21 protein-coding genes are annotated in these 17,076 nt (G+C 58.8%); 4 read left to right on the top strand and 17 right to left on the bottom strand.

The window, feature by feature from the left end; translation table 11 throughout:
• Positions 1 to 29 precede the first annotated feature (29 nt).
• From trmD to ffh, 4 genes are all read right to left on the bottom strand, one after another.
• Entirely contained in the window at positions 30 to 776 is a 747-nt protein-coding gene (gene trmD, locus KUV52_RS17880) for a tRNA (guanosine(37)-N1)-methyltransferase TrmD (RefSeq protein ID WP_222527299.1), read from the bottom strand.
• Between the two features lie 17 nt (positions 777 to 793).
• Entirely contained in the window at positions 794 to 1,324 is a 531-nt protein-coding gene (gene rimM / locus KUV52_RS17875) for a ribosome maturation factor RimM (RefSeq protein WP_222527298.1), read from the bottom strand.
• A 21-nt stretch (positions 1,325 to 1,345) separates the two neighbouring features.
• On the bottom strand, positions 1,346 to 1,597 hold the full coding sequence (gene rpsP, locus KUV52_RS17870; RefSeq protein WP_013344256.1) for a 30S ribosomal protein S16: 252 nt from the start codon (positions 1,595 to 1,597) through the stop codon (positions 1,346 to 1,348).
• Between the two features lie 186 nt (positions 1,598 to 1,783).
• Entirely contained in the window at positions 1,784 to 3,151 is a 1,368-nt protein-coding gene (gene ffh, locus KUV52_RS17865; RefSeq protein WP_222527297.1) for a signal recognition particle protein, read from the bottom strand.
• A gap of 185 nt (positions 3,152 to 3,336) precedes the next feature.
• Here ffh and KUV52_RS17860 point away from each other — a divergent pair, with 185 nt between their 5' ends.
• The 3 genes from KUV52_RS17860 to KUV52_RS17850 all read left to right on the top strand — a co-directional run bounded on the left by KUV52_RS17860 (position 3,337) and on the right by KUV52_RS17850 (position 5,855).
• On the top strand, positions 3,337 to 4,125 hold the full coding sequence (locus tag KUV52_RS17860) for an inner membrane protein YpjD (protein WP_222527296.1): 789 nt from the start codon (positions 3,337 to 3,339) through the stop codon (positions 4,123 to 4,125).
• A gap of 76 nt (positions 4,126 to 4,201) precedes the next feature.
• A complete protein-coding gene (locus tag KUV52_RS17855) occupies positions 4,202 to 5,467 on the top strand; it encodes an HlyC/CorC family transporter (RefSeq protein ID WP_222527295.1) in 1,266 nt (421 codons plus the stop codon).
• Positions 5,468 to 5,516: 49 nt separating this feature from the next.
• Entirely contained in the window at positions 5,517 to 5,855 is a 339-nt protein-coding gene (locus KUV52_RS17850; protein WP_222527294.1) for a hypothetical protein, read from the top strand.
• On the opposite strand, the gene acpS is transcribed toward KUV52_RS17850, so the two are convergent.
• The 11 genes from acpS to rpoE all read right to left on the bottom strand — a co-directional run bounded on the left by acpS (position 5,852) and on the right by rpoE (position 14,591).
• Complete coding sequence (gene acpS / locus KUV52_RS17845; RefSeq protein ID WP_222527293.1) at positions 5,852 to 6,229, bottom strand: holo-ACP synthase; 378 nt, start codon at positions 6,227 to 6,229, stop codon at positions 5,852 to 5,854. The genes KUV52_RS17850 and acpS overlap by 4 nt on opposite strands.
• A gap of 2 nt (positions 6,230 to 6,231) precedes the next feature.
• On the bottom strand, positions 6,232 to 6,966 hold the full coding sequence (gene pdxJ, locus KUV52_RS17840; protein WP_222527292.1) for a pyridoxine 5'-phosphate synthase: 735 nt from the start codon (positions 6,964 to 6,966) through the stop codon (positions 6,232 to 6,234).
• A complete protein-coding gene (gene recO / locus KUV52_RS17835; RefSeq protein WP_222527291.1) occupies positions 6,944 to 7,669 on the bottom strand; it encodes a DNA repair protein RecO in 726 nt (241 codons plus the stop codon). Before recO ends, pdxJ begins: the two co-directional genes overlap by 23 nt.
• Entirely contained in the window at positions 7,656 to 8,561 is a 906-nt protein-coding gene (gene era, locus KUV52_RS17830; protein ID WP_222527290.1) for a GTPase Era, read from the bottom strand. The genes recO and era overlap by 14 nt, the downstream gene beginning before the upstream one ends.
• Positions 8,561 to 9,235: a ribonuclease III gene (gene rnc / locus KUV52_RS17825; RefSeq protein WP_222527289.1), complete on the bottom strand. Its 675-nt coding sequence runs from the start codon at positions 9,233 to 9,235 to the stop codon at positions 8,561 to 8,563. Before rnc ends, era begins: the two co-directional genes overlap by 1 nt.
• Complete coding sequence (lepB, locus tag KUV52_RS17820) at positions 9,232 to 10,146, bottom strand: signal peptidase I (RefSeq protein ID WP_222527288.1); 915 nt, start codon at positions 10,144 to 10,146, stop codon at positions 9,232 to 9,234. The genes rnc and lepB overlap by 4 nt, the downstream gene beginning before the upstream one ends.
• Before the next feature lie 3 nt (positions 10,147 to 10,149).
• On the bottom strand, positions 10,150 to 11,943 hold the full coding sequence (gene lepA, locus KUV52_RS17815; RefSeq protein ID WP_222527287.1) for a translation elongation factor 4: 1,794 nt from the start codon (positions 11,941 to 11,943) through the stop codon (positions 10,150 to 10,152).
• Positions 11,944 to 12,016: 73 nt separating this feature from the next.
• Entirely contained in the window at positions 12,017 to 12,454 is a 438-nt protein-coding gene (locus KUV52_RS17810; RefSeq protein WP_222527286.1) for a SoxR reducing system RseC family protein, read from the bottom strand.
• Complete coding sequence (locus KUV52_RS17805; protein WP_222527285.1) at positions 12,447 to 13,409, bottom strand: MucB/RseB C-terminal domain-containing protein; 963 nt, start codon at positions 13,407 to 13,409, stop codon at positions 12,447 to 12,449. Before KUV52_RS17805 ends, KUV52_RS17810 begins: the two co-directional genes overlap by 8 nt.
• Before the next feature lie 5 nt (positions 13,410 to 13,414).
• Positions 13,415 to 13,993 (bottom strand): sigma-E factor negative regulatory protein, encoded by a 579-nt coding sequence (locus tag KUV52_RS17800; RefSeq protein WP_222527284.1) that lies wholly within the window; start codon positions 13,991 to 13,993, stop codon positions 13,415 to 13,417.
• 19 nt (positions 13,994 to 14,012) lie between these two features.
• Positions 14,013 to 14,591 (bottom strand): RNA polymerase sigma factor RpoE, encoded by a 579-nt coding sequence (rpoE, locus tag KUV52_RS17795; protein WP_222527283.1) that lies wholly within the window; start codon positions 14,589 to 14,591, stop codon positions 14,013 to 14,015.
• Between the two features lie 199 nt (positions 14,592 to 14,790).
• Here rpoE and nadB point away from each other — a divergent pair, with 199 nt between their 5' ends.
• Positions 14,791 to 16,401 carry an L-aspartate oxidase gene (nadB, locus tag KUV52_RS17790; RefSeq protein ID WP_222527282.1) on the top strand — a complete coding sequence of 537 codons (1,611 nt, stop codon included), beginning with the start codon at positions 14,791 to 14,793 and terminating at the stop codon, positions 16,399 to 16,401.
• Here the strand turns inward: nadB and KUV52_RS17785 are convergent.
• Complete coding sequence (locus KUV52_RS17785; RefSeq protein WP_222527281.1) at positions 16,350 to 16,832, bottom strand: protein YgfX; 483 nt, start codon at positions 16,830 to 16,832, stop codon at positions 16,350 to 16,352. The genes nadB and KUV52_RS17785 overlap by 52 nt on opposite strands.
• The gene (locus tag KUV52_RS17780; RefSeq protein WP_261390108.1) at positions 16,813 to 17,070 is read right to left on the bottom strand and encodes a succinate dehydrogenase assembly factor 2; all 258 of its coding nucleotides are present in this window, start codon (positions 17,068 to 17,070) and stop codon (positions 16,813 to 16,815) included. Before KUV52_RS17780 ends, KUV52_RS17785 begins: the two co-directional genes overlap by 20 nt.
• Positions 17,071 to 17,076 lie beyond the last annotated feature (6 nt).

Here is a 17,076-nt window from a genome sequence, read left to right as displayed (position 1 = left end):
AAACTCTCATCCTAGATATACTGAAAACTCTAACGTTCGATCTGTTGTTCGGTCACGAACTCAGCAAGCAGTTTTGCCTGCTCGTCAGTCAGAGCTAGGTTATTTAACAGTTCCGGTCGTCGCGCCCAGGTGCGTCCAAGGGACTGCTTAAGGCGCCATTTCCGGATCAATTCATGGTTGCCGCTCAACAGCACTTCAGGTACCGCTGCCCCATCCAGAACTTCTGGACGAGTATAGTGGGGACAGTCCAGCAAGCCATCCGAAAAGGAGTCCTGCTCTGCCGAAGCCGCTTTCCCAAGGACGCCGGGCACCAAACGGGACACCGCGTCGATTAGGTTCATGGCCGGCAGTTCACCGCCACTGAGGACATAGTCACCAACGGACCACTCCTCATCCACTTCGCTTTGGATGATGCGCTCATCGATACCTTCGTACCGACCGCACACCAGCACCATGCGCTCATAGGTGGCCAACTGTTCAACACCAGGTTGAGTCAGCGGACGCCCCTGAGGAGACAGGTAAATCACCTTGGCTCCCTCCCCCGCCTCTGCCTTGGCAGCGCGGATGGCTTCACGCAATGGCTCGACCATCATCAACATTCCGGGGCCGCCGCCGTAGGGGCGATCGTCCACGGTACGATGGCGATCCGTTGTGAAATCACGAGGATTCCACGTTTGTACCTGAATAAGGCCATTTTTCACGGCCCGACCAGTCACCCCAAAGTCAGTGATGGCTCGGAACATCTCTGGGAAGAGGGTTACTACCCCTAACCACATGGGATTTTCCTCGCTATTTAAAAACTGGGGTCCCAGTCGACGACAATTTTTTTACCCAGCGTGTCCACCTCAAGGATGAACTGCTCGGTTACAAACGGAATCAAACGCTCCCGCTTGCCGAACGCATCGTTACTCTTGGCTTCCACTTCCAGCACGTCATTGGATCCGGTTTCCAGCAAGCCGGTCACCTTACCCATGTCGTAGCCTTGGGTGTTCACCACGGTACAGCCCATCAGATCACGCCAGTAGAACTCGTCTTCTGGCAGCGCCTCAAGCTGCGCCGACAAGATAGCAACATCACAGTTGGTGTACTGCTCCGCCTGGTTGCGGTCTTCGACCCCTTCCAGCCGGCAGATGATGCCGTTGTTGTGACGGCGCCAATCGGCCACCTTCACCTCTTGCCATTTTCCCTGGTAGAAAATCAGCCAGGGAGAGTACTCAAAGATGCCTTCGAGTGAGTCGGTAAAGGCGTTGACCTTCAGCCAACCGCGGATACCGTACGCCGAGCCAAGACGACCGACGACGATCTGTTCCATGTTGGACATCAACCTTACCTACCCAATCCTGACTTAGGCAGCCGCTTTGCGGGCGTCCTTGATCAGGGTAGCTACACGGTCAGAAACCGCAGCGCCGTTGTTGATCCAGTGCTCTACGCGCTCCAGATCAATACGCAGCTTTTCTTCTTGACCAGCAGCGATCGGGTTAAAGAAACCCACTTTTTCAATGAAACGGCCGTCACGGGCGTTACGGCTGTCCGCTACTACAACGGAGTAGAAGGGACGCTTTTTCGCGCCGCCACGAGCCAAACGAATGGTTACCATACGGTTTACATCCTCTAATGGTGTTTGCAAGCAATAAAACAGGGGCCGCAACGGCCCCAAGATAGAAAGCCCGCCGATTTTACCTGAACCTAAGCTCAATGCAACCTCGCGGGCTAGAAAGTGATCGCCCCGATGGCCGGTATGCCTGACAGGAAAGTCTAGACCGGCCTGGGCTAAGTCAGACTTTTAGCGTGGAAATTTCATTCCGGGGGGCATCATGCCACCCATGCTGCGCATCATCTTCTTGAGACCGCCGCCCTTCATCTTCTTCATCATTTTCTGCATCTGGGTGAACTGCTTAAGCAGACGGTTCACATCCTGAAGCTGGGTACCGGAGCCTGCGGCGATCCGCTTTTTCCGGCTGCCCTTGATGATGTCGGGGCGCGCACGCTCCTTCGGGGTCATGGAGTTGATGATCGCTTCCATCTGGCGAGTGATTTTATTGTCCTGAACCTGAGCCAGAGCATCTGCGGGCAGTTGGTTCATGCCGGGCAGTTTCTCCAGCATCCCCATCATGCCGCCCATGTTGTGCATCTGCTGAAGCTGGTCACGGAAGTCGTTGAGGTCAAAGCCCTCACCCTTCTTCAGCTTGGTCGCCAGCTTTTCCGCTTGCTGCTTGTCGACCTTGGCTTCCACCTCTTCGATAAGGGAGAGCACGTCGCCCATGCCAAGGATTCGGGAGGCCACACGGTCCGGGTGGAACGGCTCAAGGGCTTCGGTCTTCTCACCGACACCCAGGAACTTGATCGGCTTACCGGTGATGTGACGGATGGAGAGGGCGGCACCGCCACGGGCGTCACCATCCACCTTGGTCAGAATCACACCGGTCAGCGGCAGCGCGTCATTAAAGGCCTTGGCGGTGTTCGCCGCATCCTGACCCGTCATGGCATCAACGGTAAACAGGGTCTCGACCGGGTTAATGGCCGCATGGAGGGCTTTAATCTCCTCCATCATCTCGCCGTCAACGTGCAGACGACCCGCGGTATCGACAATCACTACATCGAAGAACTTCTTCTTGGCGTGGTCGATGGCCGCATTGGCGATGTCGACCGGCTTCTGTTCGATGCTGGAGGGGAAGAACTCCACACCGATATCGGTCGCCAGGGTCTCCAACTGCTTGATGGCCGCAGGACGGTATACGTCCGCACTGACCACCAGCACAGATTTCTTGTGGCGCTCTTTCAGGAACTTGGCCAGCTTGCCCACAGAGGTGGTTTTACCGGCACCCTGCAGACCCGCCATCATGATCACGGCCGGTGGCTGGGCGGCCAGGTTGAGGGCTTCGTTGGCCTCCCCCATCGCCGCTTCCATCTCGGTGCGAACGATCTTAATGAAGGCCTGGCCCGGCGTTAGGCTCTTGGACACCTCGGTGCCCACTGCGCGCTCGCGAACCTTATTGATGAATTCGCGCACCACCGGCAGGGCCACGTCCGCTTCCAAAAGCGCCATGCGCACTTCGCGCAGAGTGTCTTTGATGTTGTCCTCGGTCAGTCGACCTCGGCCGCTGATGTTTTTCAGCGTTTGGTTCAAGCGCTCGGAAAGATTCTGGAACATCGCCGCACCACAGTAATACAAATGAGGACGCATTATAGCGAGCCGGTGAAGTTAAACTCAATCAAGCCCAGATCACATCTTGACCTCCCCCCCCGATGCGCTCCGCCCCGAGCCCGTGTTAAGCTAGCCAAAGGTGCTCTGCGCGACCTTATTTATCAGCGCTCTAACTGCGAAAAAGGGACATCATGGAGTTATTCGCGGTCGTGGCGATCCTCGGATACGCCATCGCTTTCTATCTGTTGGCTTCCCGGCTGTTGGCCCCAGAAGGCCCCAACCGCAAGCTGATCACCCTCTCTGCCGGTGTTGCGGTTGCCGCACACGCTCTGGTGTTGGGCGACGCCATTCTGATGAAGGATGGCCAGAACTTCAGTTTGACCAACACCCTCTCTCTGCTGGTGTGGATCATCACCCTGTCGGTGACCGTCATGATGCCCCGCATGAAAGTGCTGGTGGTCTCCCCCGCGGTCTACCTGTGCGCCATCCTGGCCGTCGTCGGCTTGTGGCTGCTGCCGCCAAAGTACATCACTCACTTTGAAGCGGAGCCGATGGTGCTGACCCACGTGGTACTGGCCCTGCTCTCCTATGCGGTTATGCTGCTCGCCGCCCTCTATGCCCTGCAGTTGGCAGGCATCGACCGGCGTCTGAAGCAGCGACAGTTGATGCTGAACCCATCCCTGCCGCCGCTGATGACCGTTGAGAAGCAGTTGTATCACCTGATCTGGATCGGCTTTATTCTGCTGACCCTGGGCCTGCTGACCGGCTGGGTGTTCTTGGAGAACTTCCTCGGCGACGGCAAAGGGCATAAGGCGATCCTGTCTATGATTGCCTGGGCGGTGTACGCCATCATGCTGGCCCGACACCACACCAAAGGGATGCGCATCCGCTCTGCGGTGGCCTTTACCCTCAGTGGCGCGGTGCTGCTCTCCATCGCCTACTTCGGTTCTCGCATCGTGCGAGAGCTGATCCTGACCTGAGCATTCGGGGCGCGCCCTTGACAGGGCGCGCCTCAGCCGTTTAATTAGGGATCCGAACGGCTAAAGAGACCTTACGTTGGACGACATACCCACGGGCAGTTTACTGCTGATTCTTGCCCTCCTAATTCTGATATCCGCATTCTTCTCCGGTACCGAAACAGCGATGATGTCGCTGAATCGCTATCGCCTGCGCCATCTTGCCCAAAAGGGTCATAAAGGGGCGCAGAGAGCCGAACGCCTACTGCAACGACCGGACCGTTTGATCGGCCTGATCCTGATCGGCAATAACATCGTCAACATTGCCGCAGCGTCGCTGGCCACCATCATCTGCCAGCGCTGGTATGGCGACTGGGGCCCGGCCATCGCTACCGGCGGCCTCACCTTTATCATCCTGATCTTTGCCGAGGTCACGCCCAAGACCCTGGCAGCCCAATACCCGGAAAAGCTGGCGTATCCCAACTCCCTGGTACTGCGACCCCTGATGTCGCTGTTCTACCCCTTTGTCTGGCTGGTTAACCACCTCAGCAACGGCATCCTGCGCGTATTGCGCCTGAGCCATCGCAGCCCGGATGGTGACCATCTGAGCACCGACGAACTGCGCAGCGTGGTGCATGAAGCCGGAGGGCTGATCCCCCGCCGCCACCGGGAGATGCTGGTGTCGATTCTGGACCTGGAAAAGGTGACCGTGGAGGAGATCATGATCCCCCGGGCCGAGATCTACGCCATCGACATCAATGACGATTACCGGGCGATCATCCGTCAGTTGACCCACAGCCCCCACACCCGGGTGCTGCTCTATCGGGACAACATCGATGATGTGGTTGGGGTGGTGCATCTGAGCGATGTGCTGCGCCTGTTCACCAAGGATCAGAAGCCGAACGACAAGAGCACTCTGCTGCGCGCCGTTCGCGAGATCTACTTTATCCCTGAGGGTACCCCGCTGAATGTGCAGCTGCTGAAGTTCCAGCGAGCCAAGGAGCGCATCGGACTGGTGGTGGATGAGTACGGCGATATCCAGGGTCTGGTGACGCTGGAGGATATCCTGGAGGAGATCGTCGGCGACTTTACTACCGGCATTCAGGGGCCGCCCAGCGAGGGGATTTGCCGCCAGGAGGATGGCAGCCTGATTGTGGACGCCAGCATCACGGTTCGGGATCTCAACCGGGAAACTCACTGGACCCTGCCGACCGACGGCCCCAAAACCCTCAACGGCCTCATTCTGGAACTGTTCGAGGACATTCCCGACCCGCAAACCCGCCTGGAGATTGAGGGCCACGGCCTAGAGGTGATCGAAGTGGCGGATAACCGGGTGAAATCGGTCCGATTTTTGTCAGCAAACTGATTTTTCAGCAACTACGCTTAGACTCCGCGCTGCGAAAAAGGATTGAGCCATGCAACGGCCACGTCGTCTCCTCTGCGGTTGGCTGGTCGTTGTTGCTGTATTCTTAGTGCCCGCCGCAGAAGCCAATGATCTCCCTCTGCCCACCGAACAACCGATGGCCTTGTCCGCGGCGGTGGTGTCTGCCGATGAAAACCTATGGGAACTGAGATGGGGAAAACCGGACAGCCACTGGTTTGTCACCAGTGACTGGGAACCGACCCAGGAAACCCGGGTGGAGGGGGGCTATCAATTGGGACGCGCGCGCTTATCCCTGGATGTGCGACACCAGCAGGACCACAGCCGGGGCGATCAGATGGCGCTCTCCCTGATCGCCCGATACCGCTTTTAAGACTCCAGCACCACCGTTGCCGTAGCGTAGTGCTGCTCATCAGAGAGACTGATGTGCATGCCGCGTCCACCAAGCAGTTCAAACCGCTCCAGTGCGCCGCCGGTGAACACCAGAATCGGCGCCCCCCACTCATTGTGCTGCAACTCGATGTGCTGAAACGACACGCCACGGCCGATGCCGGTGCCCAACGCTTTGGCCGCCGCCTCCTTCACCGCAAACCGCTTGGCCAGTAGCCGGGCCGGCTCTTTGGCTTGCGCCAGGGTTTCCCGCTCTGACTCCGTCAGAATGCGGGCCGCAAAACGGGAACCCAGACGCTCATACTGCGCCTGGATCCGGGCGATCTCCACAATGTCGGTGCCAAGGCCGATGATCATGCTTACAGGCCCTGACGGGCTTCCAGCATCAGCCGCTTCATATCACGCACCGCCAGATCGAGACCATCGATGGCGGCCCGGGCGATGATGGCATGGCCGATGTTCAGCTCGTACAGCTCCGGAATGGCCGCAATCGGCTTGACGTTGTGGTAGTGCAAGCCATGGCCCGCATTCACCACCAGTCCTTTGCTGTGGGCGTAGCGAGCCGCTTCTCGGATGCGGTTCAGCTCCTTGTCGCGGCTGATCTCATCCTCGGCATCAGCATAGTGGCCGGTATGGATCTCGATATAGGGCGCGCCGGTTGCGACGGTAGCGTCGATCTGGCGCGGGTCCGCATCAATAAAGAGGGACACCTTGATGCCCGCCTGACGCAGACGGGTTACGGCATCGGTGATCTTGTTCAGCTGGCCTGCCACATCCAGCCCCCCTTCCGTGGTCAGCTCTTCGCGCTTCTCCGGCACCAGACAGACATATTCCGGGCGAGTCCGCTCTGCGATGGCCAGCATCTCCTCGGTCACGGCCATCTCAAGATTCATGCGGGTCTTCAGCGTCTTGGCCAACACCTCGACGTCACGATCGACGATATGGCGGCGATCTTCCCGCAGGTGGATGGTGATGCCATCGGCACCGGCGTGCTCCGCCACGGCAGCGGCATGGACCGGATCCGGATAATCGGTGCCGCGCGCCTGGCGCAGGGTGGCGATGTGGTCGATATTAACGCCCAGAAGAATGCTCATTACGTCCTCGTTGCTGTAAAAATAGCGTCCGGCTGTGCAGCGGCTTCTCCCCCAACAGGGGACGAAACAGCTCCCGCACCGCCCGTTTTATCTCGTTCATGGCTTGCGGCGTTTCCAACCGCTGTTGCTGCCATTGCAGCAGGCTGTCGCCACTGTAGCCGCTGGCCGCGTCTCCCCGCAACACCCAGCCTTGATGAGGCCGCCAGGCATAGCGGGCCATGGGGTGCAACGGCTCACCATCCGCATCCTCTCCCGGTGGCGGCAGCACGCCAAGCAGGTCCAGCAGGGCGCGCTCAAACTCTCTCAATAGGGGCTCCATCGGGCCCGATTCAGCCAGCCCCATCAGGGCATCATGGTAGTGATCGAACAGGCCGTCCAACGGTTGCCATTCCTGAAGCAGACGCTGACAGAGTTCATTGAGGTAAAGGCCGGCATACAACCGCTGACCGGAGAGAGGCAGAGGCAGTGTCGGGGCCTCGAGCTGGGCCAGATTACGGAGGGAAGTGCGCCCGGAGAGGGCGATCATCAGGGGCCGGAAGGGCTGAAGCTGGGCTTTTTTCGCCCCGCCGCTTTTACCCCCGACCCGGGCGACTGCCGCCACCCGGCCATGGGTATCTGATAGGAGGTCGAGCAACAGGCTCGACTCCCGGTATGGCCGGGCGTGCAGCAGATAAGCGCGATGGAGAGGCTCAGTCGTCGCCATACCCCAGGCTTCGCAGTGCCCGTTCGTCGTCGGCCCAACCGGATTTCACCTTAACCCAGGTTTCCAGGTAGACCTTGGTATCGAACAGTTTTTCCATATCCAGGCGGGCTTCACGACCAATGGTACGGATCCGCTCACCCTTGTTGCCGATCACCATCCGTTTCTGGCCGGAACGCTCCACCAGGATCAGGGCGTTGATGTGATAGGTGCCCTTCTCGTCGACCTGAAACTGCTCAATCTCCACGTTGATGGAGTAAGGCAGTTCGTCACCCAGGAAGCGCATCAGTTTTTCCCGGACAATCTCCGCCGCCATAAAGCGCTGGCTGCGGTCGGTCACGTACTCCTCGGGGAAGTAGTGAATGCACTCCGGCAACTCTTTCTGAGCCATGTCGATCAGCGGGCGGATGTCATCGCCCTTACCGGCCGACATCGGAATGATGGCATCGAAGGGAAACTGCTGCTGCAACCACTGAAGGTGCGGCATCAGCTCCGCTTTTTCTTTCACCTGGTCAACCTTGTTCACGACCAGCACGGTTTTCCGGTCTTCGGCGCCACGACGGATCTTATTCAGCACCATCTGGTCATCAGCGGTCCAGCGGGTGCCCTCCACCATCATGATCACCATCTCCACATCACCGATGCTGGAGGCTGCCGCACGGTTCATCAGGCGGTTGATGGCACGCTTCTCTTCAACGTGCAGGCCCGGGGTGTCAACGAAGATGGTCTGGTAGGCCCCTTCGGTGTGGATCCCCATGATGCGGTGACGGGTGGTCTGAGGCTTGCGGGAGGTGATGGACACCTTCTGACCCAGCAGGCGGTTCAGCAGGGTGGACTTGCCCACATTGGGGCGGCCCACGATGGCGACAAAGCCGCAGTAAGTGGTATCAGTCATTAAGACAATTGCTCCAATACCCGGCTGGCGGCGTCCTGCTCCGCTTTGCGTCGGGAACTGCCGGTGCCAATCATCGGCTCGGCCAGGGCGCTGACACGGCAGCGCACGGTAAATCTCTGGTTATGGGCGTCCCCTTCCACGGACACCACCTCATACTCCGGCAAAGGCTGCTTGCGGGCCTGCAGATGCTCCTGCAGCCGGGTCTTGGGATCTTTCTGGCGGATCCCCGGTTCGATGGTGGAAAGACGCTCCTGGTACAGTCTCAGGATAAGCGGCTTGCACACTTCAATGCCACCATCCAGGTAGACCGCGCCCAGAATCGCTTCGACGGCATCCGCCAGGATAGACTCCCGACGGAATCCGCCGGACTTCAGTTCGCCCGGGCCCAGCTTGATCACTTCTCCAAGGGCCAGCTCCCGGCCCAGTTCAGCCAGGGTCACCCCTTTTACCAGCGAGGCGCGCATACGGGTCATGTCGCCTTCCGCCACTTTGGGGAAGCGCAGATAGAGCGCTTCGGCGATCACAAAGGAGAGAACGGCGTCGCCAAGGTATTCCAGACGTTCGTTATGTTGAGCTGCGGCACTGCGATGGGTCAGTGCCTGGTTCAGCAGTGCGATATCCTTAAACTGATAACCCAGCGCATCCTGCAGCCGGGTCAGTTTCAATGTACTCACTGCAAACCACCAACGCGCTCAAAACGAACCCCGGTGGGCACCCAGCTGGGCAGCCAGCTATTGGAGCTGCGCTCACGCTCGAAGGAGATCCAGATAAAGACCGCTTTGCCCACCAGCAGGGATTCATCAACAAAGCCCCAGAAACGGCTGTCGGTGCTGTTGTCGCGGTTGTCACCCATGGCGAAGTATTTGCCTTCCGGCACCACCCATTCACCGGCACGAACGCCGCGCTGGTTGTAGTAGGCTTGAACCGGCTCAGGACGCATCGGATTCACCAGGATGTCGTGCTCTACCGGGCCCAGGCTTTCGCTGTAGCGCTCCAGTGGAATGCCACCCTGGTAGAAATCTCCGACGCTCTCCGGCACCACGGCCACCTCCTGCATTTCCGGGCATGGGCTCATGCCAGCGGTGCAAGCGGGCTGAACGTACAGACGCTTGTTGCGATAGACGATGCGATCCCCTGGCAGGCCAATGATCCGCTTAATGTAGTCCACATTGGTGTCACCCGGGTATTTGAACACCGCCACGTCGCCGCGCTTGGGCTCGCCGGTTTCCAGGAATTTATGACGCCACACCGGATCCCGCAGGCCGTAGGCGTACTTCTCCACCAGGATGAAGTCGCCCACCAGCAGGGTGGGCATCATGGAACCAGAGGGGATCTGGAAAGGCTCATACAGGAATGAGCGCAGCACCAGCACAAACGCCAGTACTGGAAACACGGCGCGACAGTTTTCGGCCACCGGGCCTTCACGCAGCATGCTCAGACGCGCATCGTCGCTGAGTTTATTCACCTGCTCGGCAGCCGTCACTTTGGCGCGGCGCTTAGGCAGTAGCACAAAGTGATCGAAGGCCCAGACCAATCCTGTGGCCAGGGTCACGAGCACCAGCAGGTGCGAAAACAAGGTGGCCATCTATCAGCTATCTCCTACTTTCAGGATGGCGAGGAAGGCCTCTTGCGGCACCTCCACGTTACCAACCTGCTTCATCCGCTTCTTACCCTCTTTTTGCTTCTGAAGCAGTTTCTTCTTACGGCTCACGTCACCACCGTAACACTTAGCGGTTACGTCCTTACGCAGTGCCTTTACGGTGGAACGAGCGATCACGTGGTTGCCGATGGCAGCCTGAATCGCGATGTCGAACATCTGACGGGGGATCAGCTCGCGCATCTTCTCCACCAGCTGACGGCCGCGATACTGGGCGTTGTCTTTGTGGGTGATCATCGCCAGCGCGTCCACACGCTCGCCGTTGATCAGAACGTCAACACGCACCATGTCTTCAATCTGGAAACGCTTGAAGTTGTAATCCAGAGAGGCAAAGCCACGGCTGGTGGACTTCAGACGGTCGAAGAAGTCCAGCACCACTTCCGCCATCGGCAGTTCGTAACGAACCGCAACCTGGTTACCGTGATAGGTCATGTCCTTCTGAACACCACGCTTCTCAACACACAGAGTGATGACGTTACCGAGGTACTCCTGAGGCACCAGGATGTTCGCTTCCACGATCGGCTCAGCGATGGTCTCAATGTTGTTCAGGGGCGGCAGTGCAGAGGGGTTATCCACCATCTTCACTTCGCCGTTGGTCTGGGTCACCTCATACACTACGGTGGGTGCGGTGGTGATCAGGTCCAGGTTGTACTCACGCTCCAGACGCTCCTGAATGATCTCCATATGGAGCATGCCCAGGAAGCCACAGCGGAAGCCGAAGCCCAATGCCGCAGAGGTTTCCGGCTCGTAGAACAGGGAAGCGTCGTTCAGGGACAGCTTGGCCAGCGCGTCACGGAAGTCCTCGTAGTCGTCAGAGGAGATCGGGAACAGGCCCGCATACACCTGCGGCTTCACCTTCTGGAAGCCCGGCAGCGGAGACTCTGCACCGCCTTTGGCCAGGGTCAGGGTATCGCCCACCGGCGCGCCGTGGATCTCTTTGATACCACATACGACCCAACCCACTTCACCGCACATCAGTTGTGTGGTGTCTTTCTGCTTGGGCGTGAAGATACCCAGGCGATCCACACCCCAAACCTGACCGGTGCTCATCACCTTGATCTTGTCCCCTTTCTTCAGGGAACCGTTCTTGATGCGAACCAGAGAGACCACGCCCAGGTAGTTATCAAACCAGGAGTCGATGATCAGCGCCTGCAGCGGGGCTTCCGGATCCCCTTCCGGGCTCGGAATGCTCTGCACGATGCACTCCAGCACCTCATCGATGCCGATGCCGGTTTTGGCGGAGCAGCGCACCGCATCCATCGCATCCAGACCCACGATGTCTTCGATCTCCTGGGCCACACGATCCGGATCCGCCTGAGGCAGATCGATCTTGTTCAGGATCGGCAGAACTTCCAGGTCCATATCGATGGCGGTATAGCAGTTCGCCAGAGTCTGGGCTTCTACGCCCTGACCGGCATCCACTACCAGCAACGCACCTTCACAGGCCGCCAGAGAGCGTGATACTTCGTAGCTGAAGTCCACGTGACCGGGGGTGTCGATGAAGTTGAGCTGGTAAGTTTCCCCATCCTTGGCCTGGTAGTTAAGGGTAACGCTCTGAGCCTTAATGGTGATGCCACGCTCGCGCTCCAGATCCATAGAATCCAGAACCTGAGCTGCCATCTCCCGCTCGGTCAAGCCACCACACACCTGGATCAGGCGATCAGACAAGGTGGACTTGCCGTGGTCAATGTGAGCAATGATGGAGAAATTTCGGATGTGCTTCATCGGTGCCGCTACTTCGCATTAATTCGTGATTCGGTATAAGGGGGGCGATTTTAGCGGATTTTCAGCCGGTGGGCTACGTATTGGCCACCGGCTGACCCAGCACCCCAAGGATGGTGATTCGTTGCTGTCGGGTTCGGGCCCGGTGACGAGCCCAAAGTGTGCCAAGGGTTCCACCACTGAGACCCGCCAGAATGGTCCAGCCCTCCAGGCCGGTCAGCCACTGTCCGACCGCCGCCCCAAGCAGCAGTCCCACCAGAGGGGAAAGATAGACCAGTGCCGAGGCGCTGAGCAGGTCCGACTCGGCAATGCCCAGCCGTAATTGGGTTCCCGGCAGGAAATCCCGCTTACAAGGCAGAGACAGGGTGTTACTTTTGGGCACCAGAGCCTTGGCCACCACACCCGTGCCACACTGGTCGCCCTGCTCACAGTGTCCACAGGCGGACTGGCTCTGCCAGGTCAACCAGACCTGGCCAGCCTCACAACGCAGGACGGTGCCAACCGCTTCAATCACCTTTTTTCCCGCCGTCAGCGTTGGCCGGATAGAGGTTGCTGGCCACATTGCTCAGGGTTTCCACCGGCAGCTTACCCACCGCCACCACCTCCACATCGCCGTGGATCGCAGAGGCGAGAGCCAGACCGTTGGTGGTGGTAAGGTGCGTCGGCAGCTCAATCTGCCCTACCCGACCGATGTAAACCGAGATCTCCGCCAGACCATCGGTAAGGGAGAGGTACTCCACCGGCTCGTTCAGACCCAACAGCAAGTGGCGGTCGTAATGGGCCACTTCAAAGCCGTGGGGTAACCAGCCGAACTGCCAGCGCGGCGCATCCTCCTGATGGGGAGGCAGTACGATATCGGGCCACGTCTGCTGCTTCAGTTCCGACAGAATCGGCAGCGGAGCCTCAAACCGGTGCAGTTCAATCACCAGCACCTGCTCCAGCAGATTGTTTTCGGTATCCAGCAGATCGACCCGCAGCGGCAGCGCGGTTTCCAGGTCCAGCCAGACCCGGTACTGATAACGGAAACTGTCATCCGGAACGACGCGGATCAGCTGAGCCGTGCGTCCGGCCACGCGGTTACGTCCGGCCAAAACAAACTGGTAATGGGGCACCAGCCGTGAGATGTCACTGGCGAACGCCGGCGGCAGCCAGCCGCGAATGCGCGAGGCGGCAACCGAATAGGGGGCGACATCGTGCTCCAGATAGATCACCTGCTGTCCGACCCGGACCACACTTTTGGCGGGTCCGTTCAGGTGGTCCAGGTACGCCACTTCCTGCCCGTCAACCACGCCATGGAGATAGCGCAGGGCACGAATTTGATCCCGCTGAAGCTGAACAAGGGAGAGTTGAAACTGTTGGGTGTTGAGGGCCGTCGCCATTCGCTCAAGCCAAGCCTGAGCACTAACGGCCTCTTGCGCGTTGGCGGCCCAGGAGGCCGCCAACAGAAGAACAGAAAGAAGGGTTCGCACTGGGTTTACTGGTCCTCGCGGGCAGCGGCGCTTTCGACAGCATTGCCCCCATTCAGGCGCTGCTGCAGCAGGTGGTCACGGAGGAAGGCGTTGGCCCGGCGCTGCTGCTCCAGTGCAGCGCGCTCTTTATCCGCGGCTTGGCGATCCGGCTGACCCATACCAGGCACCTGGTAACTGGCCGGGCTCGGGGCCCCCAGCATCGGCATGGTTTCCAGCACTGGCAGCGGCGTGATCGCTTCCTTAGCATTGTACTGCTGAACGCCGACTACGGCGACCGCAGCAACGGTGGCAGCGATGGCGTACTGGCCAAAACGCTGGCCCAGCTCAATCACTTTACCCGGTACTGCAAAGCGACGGCGGGACTGAGGCGCCAGGATCGCAGGCTCTGACTCCAGGGCATTCGCCACATTAGCGGCAATGTCCAACTGCAAAGTGCCCGGCAATTCGTTACGCATGGCATCACCGATCAGGTGGTATCGATGCCAGCGTTCGCTCAGCTCAGCGTCCGCCAGCAGGTCCTGATAGAGACCTTCAACCGGCTGATCGTCCATCCATGCCGACAGCTTTTCCTTACGTTCAGTCATTGCTCACCTTAGGTTTCAGTTACCGCTCCAGCAAAGGCTGGATCTTTTTGTCGATCGCTTCACGTGCACGGAAAATCCGCGAACGCACTGTCCCAACGGGACAATCCATAACGGCGGCGATCTCCTCGTAACTCATCCCTTCGATTTCCCGAAGGGTGATCGCCACTTTCAATTCCTGCGGCAGGCTTTCGATGGTTGCAAACACCATGCGTTTGATCTCATCGGACAGCAGTTGCCGTTCTGGCGTCGCCGACTCTCTCAGAGCATCGGCGCCGTCATAAAATTCCGCTTCCTCAGCATCCACATCGTTGGCCGGTGGCCGACGTCCCTGGGATACAAGGTAGTTCTTTGCGGTATTGACCGCGATTCGGTACAGCCAGGTGTAGAAGGCACTTTCGCCCCGGAAGTTCGGCAATGAGCGATACGCTTTAATAAAGGCTTCCTGAGCCACATCCGCCACATCCCCCGGGTTTTTCACGTACCGACCAATCAGATTCGCCACCTTATGCTGGTACTTCACGACGAGAAGATTAAAAGCTTGTTTATCCCCTCGTTGCACGCGCTCGACCAGTTGCTGATCGCTGTTCGGCTCACTCACTCGAGAGCTCACTCCTAAATCTTAACTTGCTGATTTTTCTTTCACTCGTCTTAAGCGCACCTATTCAGACTGCGCCTATTCGTAAAAGTTCGTAAATTTTTCCGATCTGGATCACAAAGTCGTTCGCCCCTTGGGGGGTGGGCCTTTTTGCCCTCTGGGAGTACCATAGGCCAATTGACTTTCCAACGCATGATAACGGATGAATCAAGGGCTTGAACACCACGCTGACCTTTTAGTGGTCGGCAGCGGAGCAGCAGGACTGACCCTGGCTCTTAAGATGGCCAGCCAGGCCAAAGTGATCGTCATCGCCAAGGGGAAACTGAAAGAGGGTTCCACCTACTACGCGCAGGGTGGCATTGCGGCGGTGTTCGACGAGCAGGACACCATCGAATCCCACGTAGCCGACACACTGGTGGCCGGGGCCGGACTGTGCGACAAGCAGGCGGTCGAGTTCACCGCCCGAGAGGCCCGGGCGGCGTTGGAGTGGTTGATCCGTAAAGGTGCCGATTTCGATCAGGAAACCGACAGTGACGGTCAGGCGCGCTACCACCTTACCCGTGAAGGGGGACACAGCCACCGCCGCATTCTCCACGCCGCGGACGCCACCGGCAAAGAGGTGCAACAAACCTTGCAGGCCCAGGCCCTGGCTCACCCCAACATTACTGTACTGGAACGCTACAATGCGGTTGATCTGATCACCGCGGAGAAGCTGGGACTGGATGGTGACAATCGGGTGGTTGGCGCCTACGTCTGGAACCGAGATAAAGAGCAGGTGGAAACGGTTCGGGCCCGCTTTGTCGCACTGGCAACCGGCGGCGCCTCCAAGGTGTATCAGTACACCTCCAACCCGGACATCGCCTCCGGTGATGGCATCGCCATGGCCTGGCGTGCAGGTTGCCGTGTTGCCAATATGGAGTTCAATCAGTTTCACCCCACCTGTCTGTATCACCCTCAGGCCCGCAACTTTCTGCTGACCGAAGCGCTCCGCGGCGAAGGGGCTCTGCTGCGTCGTCCCGATGGCAGCCGCTTTATGCCCGACTTCGATGCGCGCGCCGAACTGGCTCCCCGTGATGTGGTCGCCCGCGCCATCGATTATGAGATGAAGCGTCTTGGTGCCGACTGCATGTACCTGGACATCAGCCATAAGTCCGACGACTTTATTCAGCGCCACTTCCCCACCATCTATGAGCGCTGCCTCTCCTTGGGCATCGATATGACCAAGGAGCCGATTCCAGTGGTGCCCGCCGCGCACTACACCTGTGGTGGAGTGATGACGGATCTCAACGGTCAGACTGATCTACAAGGCCTTTACGCCATTGGTGAGGTGGCTTACACCGGGCTGCACGGTGCCAACCGCATGGCCAGCAACTCCCTGCTGGAGTGTCTGGTGTTTGCCAGGGCGGCAGCCCGCCAGATGAAAGCGCACCTGGCGGATCCCGAGACCTCCCAGTCGTTCACCCTGCCTCCCTGGGATGAGAGTCAGGTGATCAACTCAGACGAGCATGTTGTGATTGCCCACAACTGGCATGAGCTGCGCCTGTTTATGTGGGACTACGTGGGCATTGTGCGTACTGACAAACGCCTACAGCGGGCGCTGCGTCGGGTTGAGATGCTGAAATCGGAGATCCACGAGTATTACAGTGGCTTCAAGGTCAGCAACGATCTGCTGGAGCTGCGTAATCTGGTACAGGTGGCGGAACTGATCGTTCGCAGTGCCATGGCCCGCAAAGAGAGTCGCGGCCTGCACTACACGCTGGACTACCCGGACACGCTGCCGGAGTCCGGGCCCACGATTCTCTCTCCTCGCTGAATCACTAACAGCACACGGCAGAGCCGACGCCAGTCGGCTCTGCTGAAACTGTCCTCATGCTGCCAGAGCCAGTAGTTGCGCCCCTCGCTCACCACCGACATCATCGCCATACTTGGCAACAGCCGTGATCCATCGGTCACGCGAAACGGCCGCCCCTCATCCAGCCAACAGCCGACCCCCTTATCATCCAGCGAAAACGGACGAATAGGATGCACAACGCGAGCGCGCCAAAGCTGAATCAGAAGCCATCCGCTCAATCCAAGTTGAACGGCAAGCCAGGGTAAAGAGAGAGAATGGGGCCAGAGCAATACCGCAATCAGCAGCAGGCTCAAGCCCAGAATTCGCCATCGACGCCCCATGCGGGACGCCGTGGGATAGAAAAGATAGTGGTAGCGGTAGGTATCTCGCCGCTCAGGGCTGATTACGCTCAAGGATCAGAGCCACCATGGCGGCAAGCTGCTTATCCGGGCAAACCTCATGGCCCATAAACCAGGCGAACAGATCCGGATCGTCTTCTTTCAACAGACGCTCGAACACCTGCTGCTGCTCTGCGGTCAGCCCCAGATAGTGGCGCTCCACAAAGGGCTCCAGCAGTACGTCCAGTTCCAGCATACCCCGGCGACACGCCCACTTAAGGCGTTTGATCACCTCGAATTCCTCGGTTGTCATTATTAT

It is taken from the genome of Ferrimonas balearica, assembly GCF_019802055.1.
Lineage (GTDB): Bacteria > Pseudomonadota > Gammaproteobacteria > Enterobacterales > Shewanellaceae > Ferrimonas > Ferrimonas balearica_A.
This window is presented reverse-complemented; position numbering and strand designations above follow the sequence as displayed.

Coding starts and splice junctions, on each gene's coding strand:
- nadB (WP_222527282.1), top strand. CDS start 14,791: ATGAATCAAGGGCTTGAACACCACGCTGACCTTTTAGTGGTCGGCAGC.
- acpS (WP_222527293.1), bottom strand. CDS start 6,229: ATGATCATCGGCCTTGGCACCGACATTGTGGAGATCGCCCGGATCCAG.
- KUV52_RS17800 (WP_222527284.1), bottom strand. CDS start 13,993: ATGACTGAACGTAAGGAAAAGCTGTCGGCATGGATGGACGATCAGCCG.
- KUV52_RS17860 (WP_222527296.1), top strand. CDS start 3,337: ATGGAGTTATTCGCGGTCGTGGCGATCCTCGGATACGCCATCGCTTTC.
- lepB (WP_222527288.1), bottom strand. CDS start 10,146: ATGGCCACCTTGTTTTCGCACCTGCTGGTGCTCGTGACCCTGGCCACA.
- ffh (WP_222527297.1), bottom strand. CDS start 3,151: ATGTTCCAGAATCTTTCCGAGCGCTTGAACCAAACGCTGAAAAACATC.
- KUV52_RS17780 (WP_261390108.1), bottom strand. CDS start 17,070: ATGACAACCGAGGAATTCGAGGTGATCAAACGCCTTAAGTGGGCGTGT.
- rpsP (WP_013344256.1), bottom strand. CDS start 1,597: ATGGTAACCATTCGTTTGGCTCGTGGCGGCGCGAAAAAGCGTCCCTTC.
- KUV52_RS17850 (WP_222527294.1), top strand. CDS start 5,517: ATGCAACGGCCACGTCGTCTCCTCTGCGGTTGGCTGGTCGTTGTTGCT.
- trmD (WP_222527299.1), bottom strand. CDS start 776: ATGTGGTTAGGGGTAGTAACCCTCTTCCCAGAGATGTTCCGAGCCATC.
- era (WP_222527290.1), bottom strand. CDS start 8,561: ATGACTGATACCACTTACTGCGGCTTTGTCGCCATCGTGGGCCGCCCC.
- pdxJ (WP_222527292.1), bottom strand. CDS start 6,966: ATGAGCATTCTTCTGGGCGTTAATATCGACCACATCGCCACCCTGCGC.
- lepA (WP_222527287.1), bottom strand. CDS start 11,943: ATGAAGCACATCCGAAATTTCTCCATCATTGCTCACATTGACCACGGC.
- recO (WP_222527291.1), bottom strand. CDS start 7,669: ATGGCGACGACTGAGCCTCTCCATCGCGCTTATCTGCTGCACGCCCGG.